Genomic DNA, 16,098 nt, shown 5'->3' with positions numbered 1-16,098 from the left:
ACGTAAAACGTCTGAAAAGTTATTGAAACCTTGCCATAGCTTAATTCAAAGTTGAGATTTGTCAAAGTATTATTATGCAAGATTTTGTAAATATTTATGTTATTGATTAATATTTAAACCAATATTGCTAATGCCACTGCTTCTGATTTCGTCTTTTAGCTCAAAAATGATATCTAGATCACGGTTTTCACACTCGTTAAGCAATCTATAGATTTGCCATTGCACATCTAACTCTTCTTGAATTTCCTCTGAATTTTTTAACTCTTGCTCGTTGAGTTCTTTGTCTTGTTGCATTTCCAAATAGCTTGCTACTGTGCCTAATGAAATTTGGCTGATACGAATTGCTTGCTCTAACGTTGCTCCTGCAATAATACTATGCAGTAATTCCGAAAGTGCTTCGCAAGCTTCCTGTGCAGGTAAGACACCAAAAAACTCATATTCGTTCACATCAGGGATAATTTCTTCTAATTTTTCCAGCTGATTGTCGAAATTAATTTTTGCCCCTTTTACAGTTAAATATTCCCATACCAAATTTAAAATATTTTGGAATATTCTGGCTTTTTCGGGCTGTTCAGTAACTTCGCAGAAAAGTTGATAGTTCGGGTACATTCTTTCGCATAAACAAGCCATAAAGGTTACGTTCTGCCAAGGCTCGAAGCGTTCCATACGTTTATGAATCGGGTTTCTCATTTTATTTTCTCTCCATACAAGCGACCATTTTATTGCAAATTTTTACACTTTTTTGACCGCTTGTTTGAGTTATTTATGATAGGGTTTTGAGTAGTGATGAATTGCATCAACAAACACTTTCGGACTTCCGACCGGTACGTCTAAGTGAATGCCGTGTCCTAAGTTAAAGACGTGTCCGCTACCATTTCCAAAACCGGCAAGAATGTTTTTCACTTCTTGTTCGATACGTTCAGGGGTTGCATAAAGCACACTAGGATCCATATTGCCTTGAAGGGCTACCTTATCGCCGACACGTTTACGTGCGTCGGCAATATCGACAGTCCAATCTAAACCAATAGCATCACAGCCTGTTTCAGCAATCGCTTCTAACCATAAACCGCCGCCTTTGGTAAAGAGTGTAACTGGCACTTTACGACCTTCATTTTCACGAATTAACCCATCAACAATTTTGTGCATATAACGTAAAGAGAACTCTTTATAATCATTGTGTGCTAATACACCGCCCCAAGTGTCGAAAACCATTACTGATTGAGCACCGGCTTTGATTTGGGCGTTTAAATATAAAATTACGCTATCGGCTAATTTATCGAGTAATTTGTGCAGAATGTTTGGATCAGCGTAAAGCATTTTTTTAATTTTGGTAAATGCTTTACTTGAGCCGCCTTCAACCATATAGGTTGCTAATGTCCAAGGGCTACCAGAGAAGCCAATTAACGGCACTTCGCCTTTTAATTCACGGCGAATGGTACGCACAGCGTTCATCACATATTGTAATTCGCCTTCAGGATCTGGAATTGGGAGATTATTTACATCAGCAAGTGATTGTACAGGGCGAGCAAATTTCGGGCCTTCGCCTGCACCAAAACTTAAACCTAAGCCCATTGCATCTGGAATGGTGAGAATATCGGAAAAAAGAATAGCAGCATCTAATTCATAGCGGCGCAAAGGTTGCAAAGTCACTTCGCAAGCTAAATCTGCATTACGGCAGAGCGACATAAAATCGCCCGCTTCGGCACGGGTAGCTTTATATTCAGGTAAATAACGCCCTGCTTGACGCATCATCCAAACGGGGGTCATATCCACAGGTTCACACAAAAGAGCTTTTAAATAGCGATCGTTTTTTAATTCAGACATTGGTTTTTCCTTTGATTATGAAACGGTCGTTTTTATTGAAAAGTTTGTAAAATATAGATGAAATTTGACCGCTTGTATTTATTAATTTAATTAATGTAATTGTGGCTTTTCTTCTGTTTTAGGCACGCCCAAAGCAAAATGGCTATGTAAGAATAGGGCTAACACTCGTAAGTATTCCAACACTTCTTCGCCTGCTTCAAGCAGTTCTTCGTTGTTATCGTCCTCATTGTACCCTAATTTTGCGATTTCATCTAAATCATCAATAGCCTCGCCTACTTCATCAGTTTCTTGTTGAAGTTTAGGTTGAGCAACGCCTAAACCGAGTAAGAAGTTGTTTGTCCATTCAGAAATACCATCAGCCAGAGCAAAGCCATCTTCTTCGTTTTCAGGTAGCCATAGGCTAAATAGCGTATTGGCTTGAGAAAAACTTTCAGTAAGTTGTTGATAAAATTCGGTGAGTTGTTTTAACGGCTCAACTAAAAATGCGTGTCCGTCATTGGTAAATTGGTAGGTTAAGGTTTTCCACGAATCATCTTGAATACCACCTGCAATCAATCCGCATAAGAAGCCGTGAAACTCCGCAGGAGTGTCTTCAATTTGTAATTGTGTGATGAGTTGTTTAAATTCTTGAGAAGTTGTTATAGCCATAATTGCATTATTGTGATTTTGCTAAAGAATGGCATAATATAGCAAAAATTTTGCGATAAAGTGAGGATTTCGTATTTATGTCGGTAAATAATATCGAACTACAGATTTTCGGGCAGGTATTACGCTTACAATGTCCTGTCGAACAACAAGAAAATTTATTGGCATCAGCACAGCGTTTGGAAGAACGTGTAGCGGTATTGAAAGAGCAGTCCGGCATTATTCAACTTGAAAAGGTGCTAGCGATTGTAGCACTGAATTTAAATTATGAATTAGAGCAGGCTCAACGCCAAAATGCAGAAAATAAGAATGTATTAGTTGCCTGTATTGAGCAGTTAGACAATTCGTTAGGTAAATTGCAATCAAATAGCTGATTTTTAAGCTAAGTGATTAGGAATAGAGCTATGAAATCGAAAATTTGCAATTTATTTGATTAAAGACTAGGAAAAATCATTAAATTCCGCTACTATAAATCTTGCCTGGGGTGTACGTTATTGGTTACGTCCCTGAGCCGATAATTTGAAACTTTGAGTTGGACATCTAATTGTTGGTGAGCAAGCTTGCCTTAAGCTAAAACTTAAGAGTAAGAAGCCTAAAAACGGTTAAGTTTGACTCCCTTGAACCGACTGGTTCAAGGACCATTACTGGTAGCGGCACTTCGGGTACTTATTATGGATAATTCATTAATCTTTTTTCGTCATCAGCTACGGCAATCAATGCGGGCTAAACGCCTCAGTTTAAGTGAAAGCCAGCAAGTTCACTCTTCTCATTCAATTATTCCACACGCAATTTCTCTTATCGAATCTTACCAAGCCTCACATATTGCCTTTTATTTGCCTTTCAACGGTGAAATTTCTCCTCTCCCTTTAATGAATAGCTTGCTTGAACAAGGCAAAAAACTCTATTTACCTATCCTCCACCCTTTTACAAGCGGTCAATTATTGTTTGTAAATTACCATTGCAAAACGTCTTTAAAATTTAACCGCTTGGGCATTCAAGAACCAGTGCTAGATGTCAGAAATATCATTCCATTGCAAGAATTAGAGATGATTTTTACACCATTAGTGGCGTGCGATAATGCAGGTAATCGGCTGGGAATGGGGGGCGGTTTTTATGATAGAACCCTTGCTCAAGCACCGCATATTATTAGCGTGGGATTAGCTCACGAATGTCAGCAAGTCGAACAATTACCGATTGAAAGTTGGGATATGCCGTTAAATCATATTATTTTGGGAGCATCAAAATGAGTGAAAAGAAAGAATCCGCAGGAAACCAAAGTTTAATTCGAGGCTTAACGCTTTTAGAGTTATTGGCAAAATTCCCAAATGGCTGTCCGTTAGCTCACTTAGCGGAGCTTTCAGGCTTAAATAAAAGTACGGTACATCGTTTATTGCAAGGCTTACAGCAAGAAGGGTATATTCGCCCTGCACCCACCGCAGGTAGCTACCGTTTAACCACAAAATGTTTGGCGATTGGGCAACGGGCTTTAAGCTCTATTAACATCTTACACATCGCCGCACCGCATTTAGAGGCGTTGAACTTAAAATTAGGTGAAACTGTTAATTTTGCGATGCGAGAGAAAGATCACGCAATCCTCATTAATAAATTAGAAGCTACTACAGGAATGATGCGTACCAGAGCTTATATCGGGCAGCAAATGCAACTTTATTGTTCTGGTATGGGAAAACTTTTCTTGGCTTATGATTCCGAAGAGTATATCCCTCAATATTGGCAAGCAAAATCCTCTATAATTCAAAAACTGACAGTAAATACCATTACCACGATTGATGGAATGAAGAAAGAGCTGGAAACCATTCGCAAACAAGGCTTTGCGATGGATGCAGAAGAAAACGAATTAGGCGTTTCTTGTGTCGCTTGCCCGATTTTTGACCATCAACAGAAAGTGTACTATGCGGTTTCGGTCTCACTTTCAACCGCTCGTTTAAACCAATTAGGGCGAGAAAATTTACTGCCAGCTATTCAAGATACAGCAGAAAAAATTTCAGCCGAACTAGGTGGACGATAATTTGGTATTGCCATTTTGATTATTTCAGGTAATCTTGCAGCCTTTAGATTAGAAATGATATTTTATACAATTTTGAGGTTCATTAATGTTTGGTTTTGACCCAAAAACAATAATGTTTGTTGTTTATATCTTAGGAATGATAGCAATTGGATTTATTGCTTATCGTGTCACAAATAATCTCTCAGACTATATTTTAGGTGGTCGCCGTTTAGGCAGTTTTGTAACGGCATTATCGGCGGGGGCTTCAGATATGTCGGGCTGGCTGCTGATGGGATTACCTGGAGCAGTTTATGCAGGTGGTTTAATTGAAGGCTGGATTGCCATTGGTTTAACTATTGGAGCTTATCTGAACTGGAAATTAGTAGCAGGCAGATTACGTTCGCACACCGAACACAGCGGCGATGCTTTAACCTTACCCGAATATTTCCACAACCGCTTTGGTGATAAAACAAAATTAATTAAGATTTTATCAGCGGTCATTTTTTTACTCTTTTTTGCAATTTACTGTGCATCAGGCGTAGTAGCTGGTGCGAGAGTGTTTGAAAACCTCTTTGGTTTACCTTACCACCAAGCAATTTGGTATGGGGCAGTAGCAACTATTCTTTACACCTTTATTGGTGGATTTTTAGCAGTAAGCTGGACGGATACCATCCAAGCCTCATTGATGGTTTTTGCCTTAATTCTAACGCCTCTGTTTGTAATGTATAACTTAGGTGGTTTTGATGAAATGCAAGCCTTAATCGATCGTGCAGGCGAAATGGCACAAAAAGATTATAACGATATTTTTACCGGCACGAGCATTTTGGCCGTTATTAGCTTGATGGCGTGGGGATTAGGCTACTTTGGGCAGCCACACATTGTGGTGCGTTTTATGGCAGCGGAAAGTGTGAAATCGCTCGAAAAAGCTCGCCGTATTAGTATGACGTGGATGATTATTTGCTTAGTTGGGGCGATTGGCATTGGCTATTTTGGTATGGCTTATTTCTTCGGTAATCCAGAGCAAGCAGGAAATGTGAGCCAAAACCCAGAGCAAATTTTCATTGAATTAGCAAAATTACTCTTTAACCCTTGGGTGGCAGGGATTTTATTATCAGCCATTCTTGCTGCGGTAATGAGTACACTTTCAGCTCAATTACTGATTTGTTCAAGTGCGGTTACAGAAGATTTATATAAAGGCATTTTACGTCCTAACGCAGCGGATAAAGAATTAGTTTGGCTAAGCCGTTTAATGGTGCTTGCGGTAGCTGCTCTAGCCATTTATATCGCCCAAGATCCGAACAGCAAAGTATTCGGTTTAGTAAGAAATGCGTGGGCGGGCTTTGGTTCAGCGTTCGGGCCTGTAGTGCTACTTTCCCTTTTCTGGAAACGTATGAACGGCTTCGGGGCAATTGCAGGAATGCTAACGGGAGCGTTAATCGTTCACTTCTGGGCAGATATAACACTTAAGTTTGCCTTGCCTGAGGTTTATTCGATGATCCCAGGCTTTATTGCTGCAATGGTAATGATTATTGTGGTATCGCTAATTACGCCAGCACCAAGCAGAGAAGTGCAAGACACCTTTGAACGTGCAAATAAAGCATATTTCGATGAAGTAAAATAAGATAAAAGTGGCTTAGGGCGATCCTTAAGCCACTTTTTTGCAAAATTTTTAGTAAAAATTATTCACAATCCTTGTAAGGATTGTTCACAGCTTCGCTGCCGTTGGCTGAGCCAACGTTCAAAAAGCGATGCTTTTTGTAACCGCTTGTAAACACTATGACAAACCTCCTCCTTGCGATTATTTATCTCTGTTTTATCAGTTTAGGCTTGCCCGATGCTATTTTAGGCTCGGCGTGGCCTTCTATGCACCAAGAGCTTGCTGTGCCGCTCTCTTATGCAGGTGTCGTTTCAATGATTATGTCGATTGGGACCATTACCTCAAGTTTGATGTCAGATAAGCTGACCTACCATCTCGGCACAGGCAAGGTGATGGTCATCAGCGTGGCTTTAACGGCTCTCGCCTTGTGGGGCTTCTCCATTAGTGATTCTTTCTGGATTTTGTGCTTGTGGGCAATTCCTTACGGCTTAGGGGCAGGAGCGGTTGATGCTGCATTAAATAACTATGTGGCAGTCTATTACGCTAGCCGACATATGAATTGGCTACATTGTATGTGGGGCGTTGGGGCATCTATTGGGCCGCATATTTTAGGTATCGCTTTATTGCAAGGCAGAGGCTGGGAAGGTGGCTATTACACGATTTCTCTACTACAAATCGGGCTAACGATAATCCTGTTTTGCTCTCTGCCTTTCTGGAAATCTCGCAAGAAAACCACAGCAGAAATGAATGAATCCGCAAAACCTGTCAGCCTAAAAGAAGCGATTAACATTCCGGGCGTGAAGTACGGCATTTTAGCCTTTATCGGTTATTGTGGCGTAGAGCAAACCGCTGGGCTTTGGGCGAGTAGCTATTTTGTAATGGTAAAAGGTGTCGGCTTAGAGCAAGCGGCTGCATTTGGTAGTATCTTTTTTATTGGCATTACGGTTGGGCGAGGCATTAGCGGATTTCTAACATTAAAATTGAACAATCATCAGATGATTAAACTGGGCTTTGGCTTGATTTTGCTCGGCATTGCAATGCTTTGTTTGCCTTTCGGAAAATATGTTACCCTTGCTAGTTTGATTATCATCGGACTTGGCTGTGCCCCGATTTTTCCGTGCTTAATTCACTCTACACCTGATTTCTTCGGCGAAGACAAATCACAATCTGTTATCGGCATTCAAATGGCAAGTGCTTATGTTGGTGTACTATTAATGCCACCGCTTTTTGGGTTAATAGCTAATGCGATAAGTATTAAATTACTGCCGCTTTATTTGCTCGTGATGTTTGCCCTAATGGCTTACGCCTACAGAGGCTTATTACGCAAAACCGCAAGATAAGCTAACAAGCGGTGGTTTTTTGCAAAAAATTAGCAAAAAACCACCGCTTGTATCTATTCAAAATGCTCTAACCCATACTGATACAACGCATTCTTTTTATAGCCGAAAGTTTCTGCCACAATGGCGGCGGCTTTTTTCAAAGGCAGTTCTTGGCAGAGGCGTTTAAGTAATGTAATTGCTTGGCTGGAAAATGCTTCCTCGAGATTTTGTTGTTTTCCTTCCACAATCAGCACAATCTCGCCTTTAATGCGGTTGCTATCCTCATTCAGCCATTCGATTAAATTACCTAGTTGTTCACCGTAAATGGTTTCCCAGGTTTTGGTAATTTCACGAGCCATTACCACATAACGCTCGTTACCAAAGATTTTTTGCATATCCGCAAGGGTGTCTAAAATACGGTGGGTGGATTCATAAAAAATCAGCGTGCGAGGTTCATTTTCTAATTCGGTTAATTTATCGCAACGGGCTTTTGTTTTGGCAGGCAAGAACCCTTCAAAGCAAAAACGGTCTGATGCAATGCCTGATGCACATAATGCCGTAATTGCCGCACAAGCACCGGGAATAGGAACAACTTTCACACCAGCTTGACGACAATGTCGAACAAGATGGAAACCCGGGTCGCTAATGAGTGGCGTGCCGGCATCTGAAATTAACGCAATATTGTCGCCTTTTGCTAATTTTTCCACTAAAACGACCGCTTTCTGTTGTTCGTTATGGTCGTGTAAGGCAAAAAACGGCTTTTTAATGCCGTAATGGCTGAGCAATAATCCGCTGTGGCGAGTGTCTTCAGCGGCAATTAAATCAACAGAAGATAAGGTATCTAATGCACGTTGGGTAATATCGCCTAAATTGCCAATCGGAGTGGCTACAATATATAAAATTCCGTAGTCTGGATTGATTTCAGATGAATTTTGTCTGTTTTTCATTTGCTTTTAGCTCATTTGATAAGTAAGATTTCACATTAAATTTAGCACATTATATTCTATCGAGGAAAATACAATGGCAACTATTTTAAATTCAACGATGAAAAAGGCGTTTGTGCCTACTGCTATCGCACTCTTCATTTCTGCCTGTACATCAGTAAACCCTATCACCGAATCTATTAAAGATGAGGCTTATTCAAGCTCAGAATTTTATATCAATAAAGCGGATCAAACTAAAGCCAAAGAAGATAAAATTTCATACCAGCTGCTTGCAGTGCGTAAATTAATTGATGAAAACAAAGAATACGAAGCACAAAATACCTTTAGCGAAATTCAAATCGCTGAAATGAATGAAGTGCAGAAATTAGAGTATGAGTTAGTGTCTGCTCAGCTTGCAGCATTACAAGGTAAGAACGAACAAGCAACCAGTCAGTTAAGAGAAATTCAACAGCCATTATTAAGTTCTGCCCAACGTTTACGTTATATTCAAACCCAAGCCCGAATTGCAGCGAATCAAAATGATGCGATCGGCATCGTGCGTGCAAGATCGCAGTTGAATAGTTATTTTAAAATGAATCGTGAACGCCAACAAAATAACGATATTATTTGGCAAACCTTGCGTGATGCTAATCGTGGTATGTTAGAAAAAACAGTGCCTGAAGCGGGCGAAATGGAGCTTGCAGGTTGGTTAGCGTTAATTAATCTCTATAACCAAAATGTGACTACACCTGCTCAAATGCCACAGGCAATTAATAACTGGAAAAATCAATACCCGAGCCACAGTGCAGTTGCGGTTATGCCGACAGAATTACAAGGTGTGAATAACTTCCAACAAACCCAATTAAATGGCGTTGCCTTGTTATTACCACTAAGTGGCGATGCTCAAATTTTAGGCGATATTATTCAGCGTGGTTTTAATGATGCGAAAGCAGATGACCTAACGCTCGTTCAGACGTTTGATACAAGCTCATCTGATGTAAATTCATTAATTGCCCAAGCAAAACAACAAGGGGCGAATATTATTGTTGGGCCATTGCTGAAATCTCGTGTCGATGAAATGCTATTAAGCCCTGAAATTCAAAATATTAACGTATTAGCATTAAATGCAACAGAAAACGCTCGCAATATTGCTCAAGTTTGCTATTACGGCTTATCGCCAGAATCTGAAGCTCAAGCAGGTGCAGAAAAAATGTACCGTGATGGTCATCGAGTGGCTATTGTAGCTGCTCCGCAAGATGATTTCGGCCATCGTTCGGCAGAAGCCTTTTCAAAACGCTGGCGTCAGCTAAGTGGCACTGATGCTGATGTACGTTACTACAACCAACCGCTTGATTCAGTGGCTTCTATTCAAAATGCAAGGGTAACTAAAGCTGGCTTGTATGTATTAGGTGGTGCGGAACAAGTGGTGGAAATTAAACAAGGTATTGATACTTCTAATTTAAAAGATCGCTTGGCAATTTATACTTCATCTCGCAGCAATTCACCAAATAACGGCATTGATTTTTATACTGCAATGGAAGGTGTGAAATTTAGCGAAGTGCCATTATTGGCAGATATGACCTCCAGCGAATATCAAAAAGCGGAAAATTTAGCCAATAGTGATTTCTCAATGATGCGTTTATATGCAATGGGGGCTGATGCGTGGTCTTTGGCAACGAAATTTAACGAGTTCCGCCATATTCCGGGCTATAAAATTTCAGGCTTAACAGGCGAATTAAAAGCAGGGCAAAATTGTAATATCGAACGCAGTTTATCTTGGTTGCAATATCAAAATGGGGCTATTCAACAGGCTTATTAATAGCCAAGTTGTGAGTAAACGGCAACAAGGCTCTATTTATGAACAAAAAGCCCGAGCATTTTTAGAACAGCAAGGGCTTCGTTTTGTTGCCGCTAACCAACATTTTAAAGGCGGAGAGCTAGATCTCATTATGCAAGACGGGCAAACCACTGTTTTTGTGGAAGTCCGCCAGCGTAAAAGCAATCGCTATGGTTCAGCCGTTGAAAGCATTGATTACCGAAAACAACAGAAGTGGCAAAATGCGGCGAATATGTGGCTACTCAAGCAAAATCAAAGTTTAGATACCGCAAATTGCCGTTTTGATGTAGTGGCTTTTGAGGGCAATCAACCCCCATTATGGATTCCTAACTTTTTAGGTTAGATTAAGATGTTAAATAAAATCCAAGATAGATTTACCGAAAGTATTCAAACTCAAATTTCGGCAGCAGAATTATTACCGAATAAATTAAGTGAAGCTGCAAACCGCATTGTGGCGTGTTTATTGCGTGGTGATAAAGTAATTGTGTGCGGACACGGGCGTTCTTACGGCAATGCGGCACTATTGGTTAGCCACTTAATTCATCGCTATGAACTGGCAAGACCGAGTTTTTCAGCGGTGCAATTACAACTTAATGGCATATTAGCAGGCGTTTTTGCACAAGATAATGAGCTGGATTCCGTTTATAAAAAACAGTTACAAGCTGTTGCAAAAGCAGGTGATCTCTTTATTGTTTTTTCGCCTGTGGGTAATGAAGAATGTATATTGCAAGCTATTCATACGGCGAAAAATCAACATTTAGATTTAGACATTATTGCACTTACGGGTAGCAGTAATGACCACACACTCGGATTGTTAGATGAAAGTGATATTGAAATTTCAGCCCCTTCAACCAATGAGTTGAGAGTGATTGAAAGCCATCATTTTTATACTAATTTACTCTGTGAACTTATCGACCATTTACTTTTCTCGTAGGGAGAGATTATGACACATTTAGCAAAAAAACTACTTAAAGCAGGTTTGCTTACTCTAGGTTTTCTGTCTTTACAAGGCTGTATTACCACCGCAGTAGTCACTTCAGCGGCAGTGGCAACCAAAGTGGCGACAGATCCACGCTCAACAGGCACACAAGTTGATGATGAAATTTTAGAAGAAAAAGTGGCTTACAACATCAATAAAGACGAGCAAATTAAAGAAGAAGCCCGCATTAATGTAGTCGCTTACAACGGAAAAGTGTTATTAATCGGGCAAGCACCAAGTATGGACGTAGTAGAAAATGCCAAAAATTTAGCCGCAGGAGCGGAAGGGGTAACAGAAATTTATAATGAAATCCGACAAGGCGAAAAAATCGGTTTTGGACAGATTACACAAGATAGTTGGATTACCACCCAAGTGAAATCCAAACTGCTGGTAAATGGCGAAGTAAAAGCCACCGAAGTGAAAGTGGTCACCGAAAACGGCGAAGTCTTCCTAATGGGCAAAGTAAGCCAAGCTCAAGCTGATGCTGCCGCAGAAGTAGCTCGTAATGTAGGTGGTGTAACAAAAGTTGTTAAAGTATTTAGCTATGCACAGTAATTGATAAGGCGAACCTCAGTGTTCGCCTTATTTCGTTGATTTGTAAATTTTTAGGGAAAATTAACCGCTTGTATTTAAAATCTTAGAGGGAAAATTATGAAAAAAATATCATATTTTTAAACTTTCTGCTATTTCTATTGCTTTATTAGGAGCTGCTTCACAAGGATTTACTGAGGATTGTGGGCTTCCTCTATTGATAGAAAAAGAGCAAAATGGCAATTTGAAATCGTGCATTGTAAGTAAGGAATTAACATCGAATTTCTCTTTAGGACAGCAATCCTTATTAGATATCAGAAATTCCAAGCTAAGACTTGAAGATTCAGATCTAACTCTTTCTGGCGATTTTCAAGGCGATGTTATAGCTATTTCAGATTCTGATGTAGAGATTAAAAACAGCAAAATCACTCGTAAGAATATAGCTGATGGAAATTTCTAATCAGATACAATACGAATCTCAGAAGGAGAAAGTGGTATTTCTAAACTTACCCTGGATAATGTTTCTTTAGCATCAACAGGTGAAGCTCATACTATATCTATTCACGCTACAGAAAAGCAAAGTTCTCTAGCCTCTATTATTGCTAAAGACTCTAGTATATCTTCCGAAGATTCTATTTTTGGCTCTTGGTGGTCAACAAGTAGGAAAGTCAAACAATATGCAAATTTTGATATTAATTTAGAAAACTCTACTATAAAAGCCCCACTGATTATAGCTGTAGGGATACCAAGTGATGATGAAGATGGAATAATTGCTGATGATAAAGTCAATATTGTAGCAAATAACTCTAAACTTTCTGGCCCTATAATTACTCTTGCTGATAGTTCTGGAATATCTAAAAGTGATATTAATCTAACTTCTTCATCTTGGTTTGTTCCAATTGCTAAAGATCCAGTAAGTGGAGATGTTACACATAATAGTGTATCTAATCTTAAATTAGATAACAGCCAAGTTACGTTAGATGATAGTCAAGGTTTTCAAACTTTAACTATTTATGAAAATCTATCAGGCAACGGTCATTTCGATCTCAACACCGATCTTGCTAACCAACAATCTGACAAAATTGTGGTAAAAGGCGATGATAGCGGTAATTTCACATTAGGTATTAAAGATAGCGGAAATGAGCCAAATGCTGCGAATGGTAAAGTAACACTTGTTGAAACGCAAACAGGTCAAGCTCAATTTAGCTTAAAAGATCGTGATTATGTTGATGCAGGGGCGTATCGTTATCGCCTAAATAAAGAGGGAACAAACTGGGTATTAGCAAACCGCCAAGCTGAAAGTGTTACAAATACACCTGTTCAGCCTACGCCCCTTGCCAAGCCTGTAACGCCAGCACCTACTGAACCAACCCCACCAGTTGTTGTTCAACCAACACAACCTCAACCAACACAACCTCAACCAACTCAGCCAGTGGTTCAGCCAAAACCTGTTGTTCCAACTCCGCCAGTTGTTGTTCAGCCGACACAGCCTCAACCGACACAGCCTAGCCAACCTGTTGTTGCACCTGTATTGAAAGCATTAAGTGAGAAAACAAACGCTCTTGTCTCTCTCCGCCAAGCTCAAGGTGCATTGCTTAGCCAAAATTTACAAGGTATTCATCAACGTTTAGGCGAGTTGAAAACCGATAAATTAAGCAATGTGTGGGTAAAAAATAACAATAGCCGTAGTGAAGCCAAAGCCCAGAATGTGGCGGTAGATAGCCGTTCTTCAGGTTTTGAAATGGATTCTCACAGCCTACAACTTGGGGCAGATCGTGCTATTAATGACAACCTTCGTTTAGGTGGATTTGTCGGTGCAAGCCGTGCTGATGTCGATTTTAATGGCGAATACAGCAAAGGTAAATTGCGCTCACAAGCGGTTGGTTTATACGCAACTTTTGCAAATGAACAGGGTTGGTATTTGGATAACATCGCAAAATATGAACATCTAACTGCTAAGTTTGTTGATGAAAAACGTAAATACAATGGGTTTAGCCTTTCAAGCGAAATCGGCAAACGTTTTGCGTTGAGCAATGATTGGAGCGTTACACCACAAGCTCAGCTTGCCTACCATACCATTAACGGCAAAGCCGATGAGAGCCGTTTAAATCTCTTTACTGCCCGTGCAGGTGTGCGTGTAGCAAAAGGTTTTGCATTGAATAATGGTTGGAATCTACAACCTTATGCGGAAGTAAATGCGATTGCGGAAAAAGCAAATAATGCGAAAGTGCGAGTGAATCAATATCAATTTGATGTGGCAGAAAACAAAGGCAGAGTACAAACCGCATTAGGTTTAACAGCAGGCAACAGCAACCACCGCTTAGGCTTAGAGGCTTCGGTTACTTCGGGTAGTAAATTTAAGCAGCCACTTAGTGTATTAGCGAATTATCGTTATCAGTGGTAATAATTTGCAAAAAATCGGGTAAATTCTACCGCTTGTAAAAACATAGGGGCAAATTGTAATTTGCCCCTCTTTTTATCTTATCGACAGAAATGATAAATCAACTTTGTTAATAGCTCTTTTGTCGGTTCAATATATTTGGTTTCTAAAAACTCATCAGGCTGGTGGGCTTGTTCAATCGAACCCGGCCCTAACACCAGTGTTGGGCAGAGTTGTTGAATAAATGGAGCTTCAGTGCAGTAGTTTGCTGAACCACATTCTTCGCCGAGTAGCTTTTCAACCACCTGCACGATTTGAGCAGAATGCTCGCATTCATAGCCTGGAATGCCATCGTGAATTGGGCGGATTTCAATTAAATCGCCATATTGCTCAATCATCGGTTTTAAGTATTCATCAACCATTGCGTATAAATCAGCTAACGGCATATTTGGCAATGGTCGCATATCAAACTGTAATTCACAGCAAGCACAAATACGGTTAATGGCATCGCCCCCACGAATGTTACCGAAGTTCATTGTTGGGTGACTTACTTGGAAAAGCGGATTATGGTATTTCGCTTTCAGGTCATCACGCATTTTCATCAAATAACCGATAGATTCGTGCATTAGCTCAATGGAGTTAATGCCTTTGCTTGGGTCGCTTGAGTGTCCGCTTCTGCCAGTAATTCTGACCGATTCGCCCATATGCCCTTTATGAGCTCGAATTGGCTTGAGTGAGGTTGGTTCGCCGATAATCGCACAATCTGGGCGAATGTGAGTGTGCTGGGCGAAAGTTTTTGCCCCGAGCATTGTGGTTTCTTCATCGGCGGTAGCAAGAATTCGGATCGGCTTTTTGATTTGTGAGAAGTCAATTTGGCTGACCACGTCCACCACAAAGGCGAAAAAGCCTTTCATATCTGCTGTGCCTAAGCCGTAAAGTTTGCCGTTTTGCTCGGTTAGTTTGAACGGATTGAACGTCCATTTGCCATCATCAAACGGCACGGTGTCGGTGTGTCCTGCTAGTAATAATCCGCCTTCGCCCTCGCCGTAGGTGGCAAGCAAATTATATTTATTACGGCTGCCTTCAACTGCTAAAATTTCAGTTTTAAAGCCAAAATCGGCAAGCCAAGTGGCGAGTAGTTCAATTAATGCACGGTTTGATAAATCGTGTTCTGCCACTAAACTGGAAATGGTTGGTAACTCAATCAATTGTGCGTAGCGATTAATAAATGGAATGTTGTGTTTCATAATCTATCCTGTTTTATTCTATATGTTGTGTTAAGGACGGGATTTTTCTTAACCGTTTGATAATGGCAAAACCGGCTAAAATTTCCCACATCATAATGGTGTAAATGCCAGCTCGCTCAATTAATGGGCTGAAAATCGTCGGCAGGAACATAGTAACCAAAATACAAATTGCCCCGATAATACCTGCCGTAATGCTAAAACGTTTGAAAAAACGTATTGTCGGGTGGTAAATATCGAGCCCTGCAATAATTAGCGTTAAGTTGCCAATAAAGAAAGTAATGCTTGCCCCTAAATTATAAATGCCAAATTCGCTGCGTGAAGTAGGCTGAATGCCCGAAATTAATGAGCAACCAATCGCAAAACCGAGAGCTAAGATTAAGCCGATAACACGCAGCTTATTGTGGGTAATGTGGGTAATGCCGATTGCATAAATAAAGAAAAAAACGACCGCTTGTATCACAAACATTGTCCGCATTACGATGGAGAGCGGCGAAAGTTCGGTAACTTTTCCGTCAATCATTGTGCCAACAGGCACAAGCAATTCTAAAGTGCTATGGTGGAAATAGGTGGTAAGCGATCTTTCACTAAATAAAATCGTGATATGTTCTGCCAACAGATAAAATACACCGCTGAAACTAGAAACAATCGCAATGATAGATACTAGAAACGCACAACTTTTGCGAAAGCAAGGGTGCATTAGAAACGGGTAAAATTTCACCCCAAATGAACCGCTGGTAAAATAGTTTTCCACCGCTTTTGAAATTGCGATTAATTTTTGTACGAAGTTTTTAATCCACTCTGTTTTCATAAC

17 protein-coding genes and 1 other RNA gene are annotated in these 16,098 nt (G+C 40.2%); 12 read left to right on the top strand and 6 right to left on the bottom strand.

The window, feature by feature from the left end; genetic code table 11:
* Nucleotides 1–99: 99 nt before the first annotated feature.
* The 3 genes from ACERCF_RS01010 to ACERCF_RS01000 form a co-directional block, all read right to left on the bottom strand.
* Entirely contained in the window at nucleotides 100–690 is a 591-nt protein-coding gene (locus ACERCF_RS01010; protein WP_373624301.1) for a YjaG family protein, read from the bottom strand.
* 69 nt (nucleotides 691–759) lie between these two features.
* Nucleotides 760–1,824: a uroporphyrinogen decarboxylase gene (gene hemE / locus ACERCF_RS01005; RefSeq protein WP_373624300.1), complete on the bottom strand. Its 1,065-nt coding sequence runs from the start codon at nucleotides 1,822–1,824 to the stop codon at nucleotides 760–762.
* Nucleotides 1,825–1,914: 90 nt separating this feature from the next.
* Nucleotides 1,915–2,472, bottom strand: coding sequence for a UPF0149 family protein (locus ACERCF_RS01000; protein ID WP_373624299.1), 558 nt, complete (start codon nucleotides 2,470–2,472; stop codon nucleotides 1,915–1,917).
* 77 nt (nucleotides 2,473–2,549) lie between these two features.
* Here ACERCF_RS01000 and ACERCF_RS00995 point away from each other — a divergent pair, with 77 nt between their 5' ends.
* The 6 genes from ACERCF_RS00995 (at nucleotide 2,550) to ACERCF_RS00970 (ending at nucleotide 7,411) form a co-directional block, all read left to right on the top strand.
* A complete protein-coding gene (locus tag ACERCF_RS00995; RefSeq protein ID WP_373610314.1) occupies nucleotides 2,550–2,843 on the top strand; it encodes a cell division protein ZapA in 294 nt (97 codons plus the stop codon).
* Between the two features lie 99 nt (nucleotides 2,844–2,942).
* Nucleotides 2,943–3,138, top strand: a non-coding RNA gene (gene ssrS, locus ACERCF_RS00990) — 6S RNA.
* 2 nt (nucleotides 3,139–3,140) lie between these two features.
* Nucleotides 3,141–3,716 (top strand): 5-formyltetrahydrofolate cyclo-ligase, encoded by a 576-nt coding sequence (locus ACERCF_RS00985; RefSeq protein WP_373624298.1) that lies wholly within the window; start codon nucleotides 3,141–3,143, stop codon nucleotides 3,714–3,716.
* Entirely contained in the window at nucleotides 3,713–4,495 is a 783-nt protein-coding gene (locus ACERCF_RS00980; RefSeq protein ID WP_373624297.1) for an IclR family transcriptional regulator, read from the top strand. The genes ACERCF_RS00985 and ACERCF_RS00980 overlap by 4 nt, the downstream gene beginning before the upstream one ends.
* 85 nt (nucleotides 4,496–4,580) lie before the next feature.
* The gene (putP, locus tag ACERCF_RS00975) at nucleotides 4,581–6,095 is read left to right on the top strand and encodes a sodium/proline symporter PutP (RefSeq protein ID WP_373624296.1); all 1,515 of its coding nucleotides are present in this window, start codon (nucleotides 4,581–4,583) and stop codon (nucleotides 6,093–6,095) included.
* A gap of 155 nt (nucleotides 6,096–6,250) precedes the next feature.
* Nucleotides 6,251–7,411, top strand: a complete 1,161-nt coding sequence (locus ACERCF_RS00970; protein ID WP_373624295.1) for an MFS transporter — start codon at nucleotides 6,251–6,253, stop codon at nucleotides 7,409–7,411.
* Nucleotides 7,412–7,464: 53 nt separating this feature from the next.
* On the opposite strand, the gene rsmI is transcribed toward ACERCF_RS00970, so the two are convergent.
* Nucleotides 7,465–8,337, bottom strand: coding sequence for a 16S rRNA (cytidine(1402)-2'-O)-methyltransferase (gene rsmI, locus ACERCF_RS00965; RefSeq protein ID WP_373624294.1), 873 nt, complete (start codon nucleotides 8,335–8,337; stop codon nucleotides 7,465–7,467).
* A gap of 73 nt (nucleotides 8,338–8,410) precedes the next feature.
* Between rsmI and ACERCF_RS00960 the strand changes: the two genes are divergently transcribed.
* The 6 genes from ACERCF_RS00960 to ACERCF_RS00935 all read left to right on the top strand — a co-directional run bounded on the left by ACERCF_RS00960 (nucleotide 8,411) and on the right by ACERCF_RS00935 (nucleotide 14,064).
* Nucleotides 8,411–10,132 (top strand): penicillin-binding protein activator, encoded by a 1,722-nt coding sequence (locus ACERCF_RS00960; RefSeq protein ID WP_373624293.1) that lies wholly within the window; start codon nucleotides 8,411–8,413, stop codon nucleotides 10,130–10,132.
* Nucleotides 10,107–10,493: a YraN family protein gene (locus tag ACERCF_RS00955; RefSeq protein WP_373610321.1), complete on the top strand. Its 387-nt coding sequence runs from the start codon at nucleotides 10,107–10,109 to the stop codon at nucleotides 10,491–10,493. The genes ACERCF_RS00960 and ACERCF_RS00955 overlap by 26 nt, the downstream gene beginning before the upstream one ends.
* 6 nt (nucleotides 10,494–10,499) lie before the next feature.
* On the top strand, nucleotides 10,500–11,084 hold the full coding sequence (locus ACERCF_RS00950; RefSeq protein WP_373610322.1) for a D-sedoheptulose-7-phosphate isomerase: 585 nt from the start codon (nucleotides 10,500–10,502) through the stop codon (nucleotides 11,082–11,084).
* Nucleotides 11,085–11,093: 9 nt separating this feature from the next.
* The gene (dolP, locus tag ACERCF_RS00945; RefSeq protein ID WP_373624292.1) at nucleotides 11,094–11,684 is read left to right on the top strand and encodes a division/outer membrane stress-associated lipid-binding lipoprotein; all 591 of its coding nucleotides are present in this window, start codon (nucleotides 11,094–11,096) and stop codon (nucleotides 11,682–11,684) included.
* 193 nt (nucleotides 11,685–11,877) lie between these two features.
* Nucleotides 11,878–12,120 carry a hypothetical protein gene (locus ACERCF_RS00940; RefSeq protein WP_373610324.1) on the top strand — a complete coding sequence of 81 codons (243 nt, stop codon included), beginning with the start codon at nucleotides 11,878–11,880 and terminating at the stop codon, nucleotides 12,118–12,120.
* Nucleotides 12,121–12,129: 9 nt separating this feature from the next.
* Complete coding sequence (locus ACERCF_RS00935) at nucleotides 12,130–14,064, top strand: autotransporter outer membrane beta-barrel domain-containing protein (protein ID WP_373624319.1); 1,935 nt, start codon at nucleotides 12,130–12,132, stop codon at nucleotides 14,062–14,064.
* 77 nt (nucleotides 14,065–14,141) lie between these two features.
* Here ACERCF_RS00935 and argE read toward each other — a convergent pair whose 3' ends face one another.
* Entirely contained in the window at nucleotides 14,142–15,287 is a 1,146-nt protein-coding gene (gene argE, locus ACERCF_RS00930; protein WP_373624291.1) for an acetylornithine deacetylase, read from the bottom strand.
* Between the two features lie 13 nt (nucleotides 15,288–15,300).
* The gene (locus ACERCF_RS00925) at nucleotides 15,301–16,095 is read right to left on the bottom strand and encodes a DUF998 domain-containing protein (protein WP_373624290.1); all 795 of its coding nucleotides are present in this window, start codon (nucleotides 16,093–16,095) and stop codon (nucleotides 15,301–15,303) included.
* Nucleotides 16,096–16,098 lie beyond the last annotated feature (3 nt).

The sequence above is a fragment of the Mannheimia kashgarensis genome (assembly GCF_041807705.1).
In the GTDB taxonomy this organism is placed as follows: Bacteria; Pseudomonadota; Gammaproteobacteria; order Enterobacterales; family Pasteurellaceae; genus Mannheimia.
Note: the sequence above shows the minus strand (reverse complement) of the source record. Positions and strands in the feature narration are given on the sequence as shown.